This is a genomic window from Magnetospira sp. QH-2, from assembly GCF_000968135.1.
Lineage (GTDB): Bacteria > Pseudomonadota > Alphaproteobacteria > Rhodospirillales > Magnetospiraceae > Magnetospira.
Genome location: NZ_FO538765.1, coordinates 2570481 through 2583766, shown reverse-complemented (window position 1 = coordinate 2583766; position 13286 = coordinate 2570481). Strand labels below are relative to the sequence as shown.

General features: G+C 59.4%; 11 protein-coding genes and 1 tRNA gene. 7 read left to right on the top strand and 5 right to left on the bottom strand.

The window, feature by feature from the left end:
• Positions 1-11 precede the first annotated feature (11 nt).
• The 3 genes from MGMAQ_RS12150 to MGMAQ_RS12140 all read left to right on the top strand — a co-directional run bounded on the left by MGMAQ_RS12150 (position 12) and on the right by MGMAQ_RS12140 (position 4326).
• The gene (locus tag MGMAQ_RS12150) at positions 12-1823 is read left to right on the top strand and encodes a flotillin family protein (protein WP_215905388.1); all 1812 of its coding nucleotides are present in this window, start codon (positions 12-14) and stop codon (positions 1821-1823) included.
• Between the two features lie 404 nt (positions 1824-2227).
• Positions 2228-2980, top strand: coding sequence for a hypothetical protein (locus tag MGMAQ_RS12145; protein ID WP_046021739.1), 753 nt, complete (start codon positions 2228-2230; stop codon positions 2978-2980).
• The gene (locus MGMAQ_RS12140; protein ID WP_198409120.1) at positions 2977-4326 is read left to right on the top strand and encodes a B12-binding domain-containing radical SAM protein; all 1350 of its coding nucleotides are present in this window, start codon (positions 2977-2979) and stop codon (positions 4324-4326) included. The genes MGMAQ_RS12145 and MGMAQ_RS12140 overlap by 4 nt, the downstream gene beginning before the upstream one ends.
• Before the next feature lie 95 nt (positions 4327-4421).
• Here MGMAQ_RS12140 and guaA read toward each other — a convergent pair whose 3' ends face one another.
• Positions 4422-5975 carry a glutamine-hydrolyzing GMP synthase gene (guaA, locus tag MGMAQ_RS12135; RefSeq protein ID WP_046021738.1) on the bottom strand — a complete coding sequence of 518 codons (1554 nt, stop codon included), beginning with the start codon at positions 5973-5975 and terminating at the stop codon, positions 4422-4424.
• 148 nt (positions 5976-6123) lie between these two features.
• Here guaA and MGMAQ_RS12130 point away from each other — a divergent pair, with 148 nt between their 5' ends.
• From MGMAQ_RS12130 to MGMAQ_RS12120, 3 genes are all read left to right on the top strand, one after another.
• Positions 6124-6375, top strand: coding sequence for a type II toxin-antitoxin system VapB family antitoxin (locus tag MGMAQ_RS12130; protein WP_046021737.1), 252 nt, complete (start codon positions 6124-6126; stop codon positions 6373-6375).
• Positions 6372-6761 carry a type II toxin-antitoxin system VapC family toxin gene (locus MGMAQ_RS12125; RefSeq protein ID WP_046021736.1) on the top strand — a complete coding sequence of 130 codons (390 nt, stop codon included), beginning with the start codon at positions 6372-6374 and terminating at the stop codon, positions 6759-6761. Before MGMAQ_RS12130 ends, MGMAQ_RS12125 begins: the two co-directional genes overlap by 4 nt.
• 286 nt (positions 6762-7047) lie before the next feature.
• Positions 7048-8079: an IS110 family transposase gene (locus MGMAQ_RS12120; RefSeq protein ID WP_046020119.1), complete on the top strand. Its 1032-nt coding sequence runs from the start codon at positions 7048-7050 to the stop codon at positions 8077-8079.
• A gap of 253 nt (positions 8080-8332) precedes the next feature.
• Here the strand turns inward: MGMAQ_RS12120 and MGMAQ_RS12115 are convergent, their stop codons facing one another.
• From MGMAQ_RS12115 to MGMAQ_RS12100, 4 genes are all read right to left on the bottom strand, one after another.
• The gene (locus MGMAQ_RS12115; protein ID WP_046021735.1) at positions 8333-9694 is read right to left on the bottom strand and encodes an RsmB/NOP family class I SAM-dependent RNA methyltransferase; all 1362 of its coding nucleotides are present in this window, start codon (positions 9692-9694) and stop codon (positions 8333-8335) included.
• A 4-nt stretch (positions 9695-9698) separates the two neighbouring features.
• Positions 9699-11171: an IMP dehydrogenase gene (guaB, locus tag MGMAQ_RS12110; protein WP_046021734.1), complete on the bottom strand. Its 1473-nt coding sequence runs from the start codon at positions 11169-11171 to the stop codon at positions 9699-9701.
• Between the two features lie 73 nt (positions 11172-11244).
• On the bottom strand, positions 11245-11967 hold the full coding sequence (locus MGMAQ_RS12105; protein WP_046021733.1) for an RlmE family RNA methyltransferase: 723 nt from the start codon (positions 11965-11967) through the stop codon (positions 11245-11247).
• Positions 11964-13034, bottom strand: coding sequence for a Ppx/GppA phosphatase family protein (locus MGMAQ_RS12100; protein WP_082085416.1), 1071 nt, complete (start codon positions 13032-13034; stop codon positions 11964-11966). Before MGMAQ_RS12100 ends, MGMAQ_RS12105 begins: the two co-directional genes overlap by 4 nt.
• 157 nt (positions 13035-13191) lie before the next feature.
• On the opposite strand from MGMAQ_RS12100, the gene MGMAQ_RS12095 reads away from it, so the two are divergent.
• Positions 13192-13268 (top strand) — tRNA-Gln (locus MGMAQ_RS12095).
• Positions 13269-13286: the final 18 nt, after the last annotated feature.

Sequence of the window (13286 nt, the reverse complement as noted above, 5' to 3'; positions counted from 1 at the left end):
AGGGGAGAAAGATGGCATACGAAATCCCGGCCAATCAGGACAGTTTAATGGATAAAATGGGCGGCTTGATCAGCATCGGCGGCAGTGCGCTGATCATCGTTATCGCCCTGCTGACCATCGGATTAATCCTGTCCCGGCTCTATCGGCGCGCCTCCAAGGAGACCTCATTCGTGCGCACCGGTTTCGGTGGCCAGAAGGTAATCATGAATGGCGGTGCCCTGGTATTCCCGGTGCTGCATGACACCATCAAGGTCAATATGAACACCCTGCGCCTGGAAGTGCAAAGGGCGAATGAACAGGCTCTGATCACCCGAGACCGCATGCGCGTGGACGTGGTGGCGGAATTTTACGTGCGCGTGCAGCCGTCCTTGGAATCTATCGCCAATGCGGCTCAGACTCTGGGTTTGCGGACCATGTATCCGGACCAGTTGCGGGAACTGGTGGAGGGCAAGTTCGTCGATGCCCTGCGTGCCGTGGCGGCGGAAATGACCATGGAGGAACTGCACGAAAAGCGCATCGACTTTGTCCAAAAGGTCCAACAGGCGGTCACCGAGGACCTGCTCAAGAACGGTTTGGAGCTGGAGAGCGTGTCTCTGACCGGGCTCGACCAGACGGGGATGGGATACTTCAATCCGGACAACGCCTTTGACGCCGAGGGTCTGACCCGGCTGACGGAGTCTATCGAGCAACGCAAGAAAATGCGCAACGACGTGGAGCGCGACACAGATGTCCAGATCAAGCTGAAGAATCTGGAAACGGAGAAAGAGGCGCTGGAGATCAAGCGGGAGGAGGAATACGCCAAGCTGGCCCAGGAACGGGAAGTGGAAATCCGTCGCGCGTCGCAGAACGCCGAAATCGCCAAGCAGCGGGCCGAGCAGGAACAGGCCGCCAAACAGGCCGAGATCCTGTCCAAGCAGAACGTGGAAAAGGCCCGGATTTCCGCCGAGCGGGAACTGGCCGAGGACCGCATCGACCTGGAACGCCAGGTAAAGGCCAAGGAGATCGACAAGGAACGCACCATCGCCACCCAACAGGTGGAAAAGACCAAGACCGTCGAACTGGCGGAACAGGATCGGGCCATCGTCATCGCCGAGAAATCCAAGGCCCAGTCGGAAGCCCAGGCGGAAGCCGATCTGGCGCTGGCCAAGGCGGTTACCGCCGAGGAACAGGTGACCACCGCCCGCGAACAGGAAGCCGCCGACCGGCAGAAGCGCATCGAACTGATCGAGGCCGCCAAGGAAGCCGAGCGCGATGCCATCGGCATCAAGGTCGCCGCCGAAGCCGACAAGATGGCCGCCGCCGACCGGGCCGAGGCGCTGCGCGAGGAAGCCCAGGGCGAGGCCGACAAGCTGCGCATTTCCGCCGATGCCGAAGCCCAGGCCGAGCGCCTGCGGGCCGAGGCGGCCAAGGTCCGCTATGACGTGGAGGCCGAGGGCACGGCGGCGGTCAATCAGGCCAAGAACATGCTGTCCCCCGAACAGGTGGCCTTGCAGATCAAGCTGTCCCTGATCGAAAACCTGGATGGCATCATCGCCGAGGCGGTCAAGCCCATGGAGAAAATCGACAGCATGAAGGTGATCCAGATCGACGGCCTTCACAATGGCGCGGCCAACGGCGGGGCAGGTGGTGGCGAGTCCGAGAGCCTGTCCGGCGGCGGCAATCTGGCCGATAACCTGATCAACGGGGCCCTGCGCTATCGGGCCCAGGCTCCCTTGGTGGATTCCCTGCTCAAGGAAGTAGGGATCGACGGCGGCGACATCAATTCCATGGGCCAGGCCCTCCAACCGGACTTGGAACCCGTCACCCCGAAAGCCGCCGAGTAGACGGGCTCCCCATCGCAAAACGGCCCGATGGGTTTCATCGGGCCGTCGTTGTTGTGGTAACGACCACTCGATCGTAACTCAGTTTTCGATTATTGTCTCAGCAGATTGTTAAAGATTTAAGGGGGTGCACAAGATGTCTATGGGGGCCAGGCGCCCATTCCAAATGTCAAGATGAGAATTAAGTGTCTGTAATGCCTGCCATTTCCATATATCCAGGCCCACTAAGTATTGCACGAGAATATAATGATAAAACCTTTAATGATACATTGCATGCCTGCACAAAAAAAGAGAAGTTATAGAGTAAAATAATCTTGATGGATGTGGTTTTGTGTCGTATTAAAATGATGGCTTTTTGGCCGTATTCATAGTGGATACGCTCGCACGAAGAGGTGTCTGGGGAGGAATTGCTGCGCGACATCTTTGAGGCTCAACTGCGCATCCTGTCATTGAGGCAGTCCATCGACACCCTTCCTGAGGATTGGAAGAGGTACTTTGGGTATGTCCTGATTGTAACTTGGGTGGTCGGTATGGGGCGTTACTGGGATAGTCCGGACGCTCGCCTCCTACAGTATCTGGGACTCGGATCGGTAATCTATTTATTCGCGATGTCCACGTTGCTATGGATGGTGCTGTTTCCCATTGCCCGGCGTCCTATCAGCTACGTACAAGTGATTATATTCGTTGGCATGACGGCTCTACCGGCGCTTCTATACGCGATCCCAGTAGAGAGTTTCTTGCCGATGGACATTGCGGCAAAAACCAACGTGATTTTTCTGGCAATCGTGGCGATTTGGAGGGTCATACTCCTATCCAATTTTGCCTCGAAAGCAGCGGGTCTCAGGTTCTGGGGCGTGCTGACAGTCACCATGTTGCCTCTCTCGGGCATTATGATAATCCTCGCTATGTTCAGCCTGGAACATGTCACTTTTGATGTGATGTCAGGCATACGAGCGGATGACGCTTATCCAAGGACTATGGCAGGAGAAATAGCCTCAGGGGTCACTGAAGCCGCGGGGTGGACACATGCTACCGTCGGGATATTGTCGTTTTTCTCTTGGATTCTCTTTCCGATATTTGCCGTATCCTGGCTCGTGCAACTGAGCTACGCAACGGACGAAAGGCGAAACCGTCAGAGACAGAAAATTGAACTGCAATGAAGAAGCAAGTTATCAGACTTGGCCTTATCGCTGTTAGTGGCGTGCGTGTTCAAGACCAGACACTTTTGTCATTTGGTTTAACATTGCCGGGTTTTGTGGAGCGCAGCAAAGTGATCGCCTCCCTTCCCAGCCTATCGTTGCTCACCCTTGCTGGAATGGCGCCACAAGATATCGAAGTGAGCTACCATGAGCTTCCGAACGAGACGTCTCCTGACCTGATCAATGAGGATTTCGATGTTGTTGCCATCGCCAGTTATACTGCGCGGATCAAGGACGCCTACCGTCTGAGCGACTTGTACCGTGCCCGTGACGTGAAAACCATCATGGGAGGTCTTCACGTCACTGCATTGCCGGACGAAGCCAAGCGCCATGCTGACACCATTGTACTCGGCGAGGCAGAAACGGTTTGGCCTCGGGTGCTCGATGACTTGAAGGCTGGTTGTCTTGCTTCCGTCTATGACGGACGCGGCGAGGTATTCGATTTAGCGAACGCTCCAATGCCGAGGTTCGATCTGCTTGATCCGAATCAATATAATCGCCTCACCGTCCAAACTCAGCGTGGCTGTCCGTATGATTGCTCCTTCTGTGCGTCGTCGGTTCGGTTGACTCCGCGCTATCAGGTAAAGCCTGTGGACAAAGTGATGGCGGAGATTGATGCCATAAAGATGCTCTGGCCACAGCCGTTCATTGAGTTCGCCGACGACAACTCTTTTGTTAACAAGTCCCACTCAAAGGCGCTGCTTAAGGCCCTCGCAAAACGGCAAGTGAGGTGGTTCACAGAGAGCGACCTGTCTATCGCCGAAGACGAAGAAATGTTGGCGCTAATGCAAGACAGCGGGTGTGCCCAGGTCCTTGTCGGCTTCGAGAGCCCCACCATCGATGCATTGTCGGGCCTGGAGCGGAAAGCTGATTGGAAGGCCCGTCAAGTAGACCGATATGCCTGGTCCATCGACCGCATACAAAGGGCAGGCATTACGGTCAACGGGTGTTTCGTTTTGGGAATGGATGGTCAGGGGGGCAACCAGTTTGATGCGGTTGAGCAGTTCGTCAAGGACAGTGGGCTCTATGAGGTTCAAGTCACCATACAGACACCGTTCCCAGGAACGCCTCTGTACGACCAATTAAAGGCTGATGGACGCTTGATCAATGACACGGCTTGGGAAAAATGCTCGCTCTTTGATCTAAACTATTATCCCGATGGTATGACGGTGGAGGCCTTCACAAAAGGTTTTCGGGACTTGGTGATGCGACTGTACAGCGAAGAAGCAACCCATGAACGGCGGCGTGGTTTTTTCAAGCGACGGAAAGAGCTAGTGCCCAATGGCAATAGTCACGCATTCGTGTAGCTTTCCGTGTAAGTCCAGGCCGCGAAAGAAGCAAAGTCGTGAATAAGTTTCGTGTAAGGTTTCTGTTTATATTTCAATAGGTTACCTGCGGAAGCTCACTCCCACTCAATCGTCCCCGGCGGTTTGCTGGTCACGTCGTAGGTCACGCGGTTGATTCCTTTGACTTCGTTGATAATGCGGTTGGATACCCGGGCGAGGAATTCCATGTCGAAATGGAAGAAGTCGGCGGTCATGCCGTCGGTGGAGGTGACGGCGCGCAGGGCACAGGCGTAGTCATAGGTACGCGCGTCGCCCATGACGCCGACGGTCTGGACCGGCAGCAGCACCGCGAAGGCCTGCCAGATGGCGTCATAGAGCCCGGCGTTGGTGATCTCCTCGCGATAGATGGCGTCGGCCCGGCGCAGTACATCGAGCTTTTCGCGGGTGATGGGCTGGCCGGGGATGCGGATGGCCAGTCCGGGGCCGGGGAAGGGGTGGCGACCGACGAAGGCGTCGGGCAGGCCCAATTCGCGGCCCAGGGCGCGGACCTCGTCCTTGAACAGTTCGCGCAAAGGCTCGACCAATTGCATGTTCATGCGTTCCGGCAGGCCGCCCACATTATGGTGGGATTTGATGGTGACGCTGGGGCCGCCGGTGAAGGACACGGACTCGATCACGTCGGGATAGAGAGTCCCCTGGGCCAGGAAGTCGGCGCCGCCGATGTTGTTGGCTTCCTGCTCGAATACGTCGATGAACAGGCCGCCGATGGTCTTGCGCTTCTTTTCCGGGTCGGTCTCTCCCTTGATGGCGGAAATAAACACCTCGGAAGCGTCCCGATGGACCAGCGGAATGTTGTAGTGATCGCGGAACAGGCTGACCACTTCCTCCGGTTCGTCCTGGCGCATGAAGCCGTGATCGACGAAGACGCAGGTCAGTTGGTCGCCGATGGCCTCGTGCAGCAGCACCGCCACCACCGAGGAATCCACGCCGCCGGACAGGCCACAGATGACTTTGCCGTCGCCCACCTGCTCGCGCACTTTGGCGATGGCCTGGGTCTTGAAGTGAGCCATGGTCCAATCACCGCCGCAGCCGCAAACCCGGTGGGTGAAATTCTCCAACAGCTTGGCGCCGTGGGGGGTGTGCACCACCTCGGGATGGAACTGTACGCCGTAGAATCGCTTGTCGTCATTGGCAATGGCGGCAAAGGGCGAGCCGTCGGAGGTGGCGACGGCGCGGAAGCCCTCGGGGATGGCGTCGATACGGTCGCCATGGCTCATCCAAACCTGTTCCCGGGCGCCCAGATCCCAGACACCGTGGAACAGCTCGCAATCTTCCACCACGTCCACATAGGCGCGCCCGAATTCCCGGTGATTGGATTCTTCCACCTTGCCGCCCAGCTGCGCGCAGATGGTCTGTTCGCCATAGCAGATACCGAGAACCGGCAGGCCCATGTCGAAAAGCTCCTGAGGCGCGCGTGGCGTGTCCGAAGAGGTTACAGAAGCCGGACCGCCGGACAGGATCACCCCTTGCGGGTCATAGGCCCGGATGGTCTCGGCGGTGACTTTGTTGAACGGGTGGATTTCCGAATAGACCCCGCTTTCCCGGATCCGCCGGGCAATGAGCTGAGTGACCTGGGAGCCGAAATCGATGATCAGAATGCGGTCGGACATGGGCGCGCTGGAACCTCCGGCGAAGGGCTGAAATGACGCTGCGGACCATAGCCCATCCATCAAAGTGAAACCAGGAGAAGTGGCATTTCCGGACTGTGAATGGTATACTTACACCAATATATCAAGAATTAAAGAAACCGAGCATATCATGGCCCTGAATATCAAGAACGCGGAAACCGAAGCGCTGGTCACGGAATTGGCGCGCCTGACCGGTCGCAGCAAGACCGCCACGGTGACCGAGGCCCTTCGCAAGTACAAGGCTGAGTTGGATCCATCGCCGACGGTTGGGCGGGATCGCTATGACCGGCTGTTGAATATTGCCCATCATGCCCAATCCTTGGCTGAAGAGGGGATTGCCGACCCGGACTCTCTCTACGATGAGGATGGGCTGTTCCAATGATCGTCGTGGATAGCTCCGCGATTGTCGCGATCTTGCGCGGTGAAGAAGGCTTTGAGCTATTGGTCCACCTTTTAAGCGAAGCCGGAGAGGGGCGGATCAGCGCTGTCAATCATATTGAAGTTTTGGCGGTGCTGCGCGGACGCTATCGGCACCTTTTGGAAAGCGATTACGAGGCGCTGCTGCGCGAAGCCGGGGTATCGGTCGCGCCGGTCGATGATCGGGTCACGGCTTTCACCGAGCATGCCCTGCGCGTCTATGGCAAGGGGCGTCATCCTGCCAGACTCAATTTGGGCGACTGCTTCGCCTGTGGGACGGCGCGGGCCTTGGACGCGCCATTGCTGTTTCAAGGAGATAATTTTCCGCAGACAGATGTGACGGAGGCCTAAAGCCTTTCGCAGGCTGCAGAAAACGTCCGATTTCGAGCCTGTGGCGACACATGCTTCGACAAGCTCAGCATGAGGGCTTTTTAATTTCAACATGTTAGCCTCACCCTGAGCTTCCTCATCCCGAGCTTGTCGAGGGACGAAGGGCGAGGCGAGCCATAGGACAACACTTTTTCAGATGGCGGTAATCGAGCAGTCAGGGATTGCCTAAACAGTCAGCTGGTCTCCACACTCGGTCTTGATCAAGTATCCGGGTCAATTCCTGGACATGGAACAGAGGAGACCAGCTATGGAGTATTTTGTTGGAATGGACGTATCGATGGCAAGCATTTCGATCTGTGAGATTGATGCAAAGGGAACCGTCATTCGCGAAGGCAAGGTGTCAAGCACACCCGAGGCGGTCGCCACTTGGCTCGAGGAAAGCGGGCGTGGCTTTGCGCGAATTGGGTTGGAAGCTGGCCCTCTGGCGCCTTGGCTGTACGCAGGACTGTCCAGTCGGGGCCTCCCTGTGATTTGTATCGAGACCCGGCAAATGAAGGCCTTTGCCAGCGCCAGCCCAGTCAAGACGGACCGTCGCGACGCCCGCTTGATCAGCCAGGCGATGCGGACCGGTTTGTACCGCGCGACCCACGTCAAGACCGCGCGCAGTCAGGAGCTCCGGATGGTGCTGACCCATCGGGAGACCCTGGTTCATCAGGTCCGTCAGTTGTCCAATACGGTACGAGGAACATTGAAAGCTTTCGGCCTCAAGGTCGGTATGGCGCGCGGACGCCTTTTCGCGGCGCGGGTTCGGGAATTGACGGCTGATAACCCGCACCTCAGCGCAGCCGCCGAGCCGCTCTTGCTTGCGCGCCAAGCCTTGCTCGAACAACTCGACAAGCTCGACCGGCAGGTTCATGCCGCTGCGCGCGATGATAGCGTTTGCCGGCGCCTGATGACCGTTCCCGGCGTCGGCCCAGTTACCGCCCTCGCTTTCAGGACAGGACTCGACGTGCCGGAACGGTTTCAAAAGTCGGTCATGGTCGGCGCCCACTTCGGGCTTGTCCCACGCAGATACGCCTCGGGAGAGCAGGACCGAAGCGGCCCCATCAGCAAGTGCGGAGATGCCATGGTTCGTTGGCTTTTGTTCGAGGCCGCCAATGCACTTCTCACTCGAACCCGCCGTTGGTCCTGGCTCAAACACTGGGGGCTCGCGGTCGCCAAAAGGCGCGGGATGAAACGCGCCAAGGTAGCCGTTGCCCGGCGTCTCGCCGTAATCATGCATCGCATGTGGATCGACGGCACGGACTTCCAGTACCGCAAGGAGGAGACCGCCATCTAAACACAACGAAAACCGAGATCGCCTGAAGGGCGGCCAGGACGCGTGGCGACGCGCGGGGCTCGGATGACAGCGCGCAGGCTGCAGTGGCGTAAGACCACGCTTTTCAGATTGCTGCACCCGATCCCCCTTGATCCCCATCATGCGGCGACGACGTCGACCGCGGACAGAAGCAAAGGGCGCCACATAACCCAGGTTCAAACCGACGGCTTGGAAATCAGCTTGACTCAAAAGACTCGATTACAGAAGCAGCCTGTTAGCCCGTCCGCTCCAGCACCGCACAGAAAAAGCCGTCCGTGTTGGTGTCGGCGGGGGTCAGTTGCAGGAACGGGCCATCGGCAGGACAGTCGCCGCCCACCGTCTCGCCCCAGATCTCGCCAATGGGTAGGATGCGGAATCCGTCGCGATCATTGAGGAATCGGGTGACCTGATCCTCGTTTTCCGCCGATAGCATGGCACAGGTGGCATAGATCAATCGCCCACCGGGCTGCACCAAGCGCGCCGCGTGTTCGAGGATAGATTGTTGACGGCGGAGCAGGGCGGCGAATTCCTCTGCGCTGACTTGGTCTTTCTGGTCCGGATTACGGCGCCAGGTGCCGGAACCGCTGCAAGGAGCGTCCACCAGCACCCGCTGGGCCACTTCCTTGTTGCGGTCCACCCAGCGATCCTGTTCCGAGGACAGGGTGCGGCGGATCACGCCGGTGCGGATGCCCGCCCGCACCAATCGGTTGTCCATGCGGCGCAGACGCTTGTTGGAGACATCGCAGGCAATGATGCGACCGTTGAGGTTGTCTGGCTTTCCCGCCGTGGTGCCCATGGATCCGGCCAGGGCCAGGGACTTGCCGCCGGCTCCGGCGCAGAAATCCACCACAGTCATGCCCGGCCGCGCATCTACCAACAGCGACAGGATCTGAGAGCCCTCGTCCTGCACGTCGATCTGACCATTCTGAAAGGCGCTCAGGCCGCCAAGGCGGGCTCTTCCGGTCAGGCGCAGGCCCAGGGGCGACAAGGGGGTGTTTTCGGCGAACAGTCCTTCGCCGGTCAGGGCGGAACGGGCCTCGTCGCGCGTGCCCTTGATCAAATTGACTCTCAGGTCCACCGGCGCCGGGCGATTGAGCGCCTGCATCTGGCGCCCCAGGTCATCGCCCCATCGGTCCATGAGGTGGGGTTCCATCCAGGCCGGGAATTCATAGGCGACATTGGCGGGCATTTCTTCGTGATCGAAGGGCTGGCCTTCCAGGTGTTCAGCCAAGGCGCGTTCGTGGGCGGTCAGCAGATTGGGACAATGCCGGTTGCCGTTGAACAGCTCCGACATCTGAGCCGCCCGGTGATCGCCATTGAGGATCAGGTCGGTAATGATCCGTGCCCGCAGCCGCCCGGCCCCGTCCAGCGGTTTCGATGTGGGAAACGAGGCCATGACCCGGTCGATCCACCAATCCAGTCCGCTACGGCGCCGGATCATGTTGTAGACCATGTCGCTGATGGAGCGGCGGTCCCGGGAGCCCACGTAGCGGCGGCTGCGGAAATAGCCGTTCATCACGGTGTCCGCCGGTTGCCTGCCCTGGTCGATTTCGAGCAGCAGTTCGACGGAGGCCTTGATGCGGGCGCCAGGGGTCACCGGATCAGGTACCGATGCGATAGTTGGGGGCTTCGCGAGTGATGGTCACGTCGTGAACGTGGCTTTCCCGCAGGCCCGCATTGGTGATGCGACGGAACTCGCATTGCGACCGCATATCCTCAATGGTGCCGTTGCCCGTATAACCCATGGCCGCCCTCAGGCCGCCCATCAATTGATGAACCACCTGACCCGCCGGACCCTTGTAGGGGACGCGGCCCTCGATGCCTTCGGGGACCAGCTTCAGGTTGTCGGAGACTTCCTGTTGGAAATAGCGGTCGGCGGAACCTTTGGACATGGCGCCCAGCGAGCCCATGCCGCGATAGGACTTGTAAGACCGGCCCTGATAGAGGAACACCTCGCCCGGGCTTTCGTCGGTGCCCGCCAACAAAGAGCCGATCATGACGCTGTCGGCCCCGGCGGCGATGGCCTTGGCCACGTCACCGGAATACTTGATCCCGCCATCGGCAATGGCCGGTACCCCGGCTTCGCGGCAGGCGGCAGCGGTTTCCATGACGGCGGTCAACTGCGGCACGCCAACCCCGGCAACCATGCGGGTGGTACAAATGGAACCCGGCCCGATGCCAACCTTGATGGCGTCGGCCCCGGCGGCGATCAGGGCCTTGGCGGCGGCGGCGGTGGCCACGTTCCCGGCAATGACCTGGACCTGATTGGACAGACTCTTGATATGGTTCACCGCATCCAGCACCCCTTGGGAATGGCCGTGGGCGGTATCCACCACCAACACATCCACTTCGGATGCGATCAGTTCTTCGGCACGTTCGAATCCGGCGGGGCCGGTGCCAGTGGCGGCGGCGACGCGCAGACGTCCCTGTTCGTCCTTGCAAGCGTTGGGGAAGGTTTTGGCTTTCTCGATATCCTTGACGGTAATCAGGCCGATACAGCGGTGGGCATCATCGACCACCAACAGCTTCTCGATGCGATGGGCGTGCAGCAGGCGTTTGGCCTCTTCCATATCCACGCCCTCGCGGACGGTCACCAGCGGCTTGTCTTCCGTATGGCGTGTCATCAGTTCGTTGACCGGCTGATCAGGATTGCTGGCGAAGCGCACGTCACGGTTGGTCAGAATGCCAACAAGCAAGCCGTTTTTCTCAACCACCGGAATACCCGAGAAATGGTACGAGGACATCAGGTCCAAGGCATCGGACAGGCGGGCATCGGGCTGAATGGTCATGGGATCGACGACCATACCCGACTCGAATTTCTTAACCGCCCGGACCTCATTGGCCTGTTCGGCCACTTCCAGGTTCTTGTGGATCACACCGATGCCGCCGCTTTGAGCCATGGCGATGGCCATGTTGCGTTCGGTCACCGTATCCATGGCGGCGGAAATCAAGGGAATGCCGAGACGGATGGAGCGGGTGAGCTGGGTCGCGGTATCCGCTTCCGCCGGCAGAACGGACGATGCCGCCGGGACCAGCAAGACGTCGTCAAACGCCAGTGCCTCGGGAATGTTCATGATGCCTCCATGCGAGATTGGCCGCACAGAATACACGAGCGGCGGCGGATGCCAAGCAAGCTTTGCAGCCTCTTTAGTCTGTTGGTTTTTCCGCTCTGAACCCGGTGGCCACCAGATAGATTTCCGACGAATCGGCACGGCTCGATGGCGGCTTGGCATGGCGCACGGTGCGGAACATGAGCTTTATGTGGGCGAGCAGTTGCGCTTCCGTGCCGCCCTGGAACACCTTAGCGACGAAGGTACCACCGGGGGCCAGCACTTCTCCGGCGAAATCCACCGCTGCTTCCACCAGCCCCATGATGCGCAGGTGGTCGGTGGGGGCATGGCCGGTGACGGGGGCCGCCATATCGCTGACCACCAAGTCCGCCGGGCCGTCCAGGGCCTGTTTGAGCCGCTCGGGGGCGCGATCATCCATGAAATCTAAATGCAGCACGGTGGCGCCGGGCATATCATCCATTTCCTGGATATCCAGGGCCACCACCTGGCCCTTGCCTTTGATCTTGGCTTGGATCACCTGGGTCCAGCCACCGGGCGCCGCGCCCAGATCCACGACCCGCATGCCCGGCTTGATCAGATTGTATTTCTCATCCAGTTCCAAAAGTTTGAAGGCGGCGCGGGAGCGGTATCCCAGTTTGCGCGCTTCTGCCACATAGGGGTCGTTCAATTGCCGTTGCAGCCAGCGGGTGGAGGATATCTTGCGTCCCTTGGCCGTGCGCACCCGCACTGACTTATTGCGCCCGCTAAGCCCGCCGGATCCCTTGCCGCCGTTTTTCTTTCCCGATGATTTTGTTGTCATGAGGAGGCGCAGTTTGGCTGCCGCGACCGCCCAAAGCGGTAGCCGTCGGCGGTCATCATGCCCAGCAGCAGACCTTCACGGATCCCCCGATCGGCAATACGCAGACGCCCCACCGGCCAGCGGCGGCAGAGGGCTTCCAGGATCGCGCAACCGGCGACCACCAGGTCGGCGCGACCGGGGCCGATGGCCGGAATGGCGGCGCGGTCCTCGCAGGTCATGTGGCAAAGCAGTTTTCGGGCAGAGTCCAAATCGTCGAAATCCATGAACAGGCCATCGACCTTGGAGCGGCAGTATTGTTCGAGTTTGAGGTGGACGGCCCCCAGCGTTGTGACGGTCCCCGACGTGCCGAGCATCTGCACGCGATGGCGGGCCACCTCTTCGGAAATCTGGTGGTCCCGGTCAAACCGCATCAGGTCACCTTCGACCTTGGTCATCATGGCGCGATAAATCTGTTGCGGGACCGGGTCGCAATCGAAGTTCTCGGTCAGGGTGACCACGCCGTGGGGGAGGGAGATGGCGTCAATGACTTTCGGCGCGCCACGCCGGGGGATTTCCGCCCACAGCAATTCGGTGGAGCCGCCGCCAATATCAAACACCAGGGCTCGTTTGTGCCGTCGGTCCAGCAAGGGGATGCAACCGCGCAGAGCCAAAGAGGCTTCTTCGAACGGTGTGATGGCCTCCAGGCTCAGCCCGGTCTCGCGCTTGACCCGTCCGACAAAATATTCGCCGTTGAGCGCCCGGCGGCAGGCTTCCGTGGCAACGCCGCGGACCACTTTGATGTTTTCACGCTTATCGATCCGGTCGGCGCAGATCTTCAGCGCTTCCACCGCCCGGTCCATGGCTTCCTCGGACAAACGTCCGGTTTGTGTCAATCCTTCGCCCAAGCGGACGATGCGCGAGAACGAATCAACCACCCGGATTCCCCGTGGGCAGGGTTTGGCAACCAGCAGGCGACAATTGTTCGTGCCCAGATCAATGGCGGCATAAAGAGCTTGATGCACCAAAGTTTTCGCGTTTTTGCGGGGTGAATCTGCCTGGGGAGTCTGGATGGCAATGGGGCTGGCCATGGATCGGTCTTGCGCCTGTTATGTCCGTATTCTTACATGGACCATACGCCAAGAATCGGGCCAACCCAAGGGGAACCCGCAATTCCGCCGCTCATCCCCGGCAACTTGGCACTTGTGGCAAGGGAATCATTTTGCTAGTAAGGGCGCCTTCAAATGATGGGGTGTAGCTCAATTGGTAGTAGCGCCTGGTTCTGGTCCAGGAGGTTGAGGGTTCGATTCCTTCCACCCCAGCCATCTCCTTGAAATCAAAAG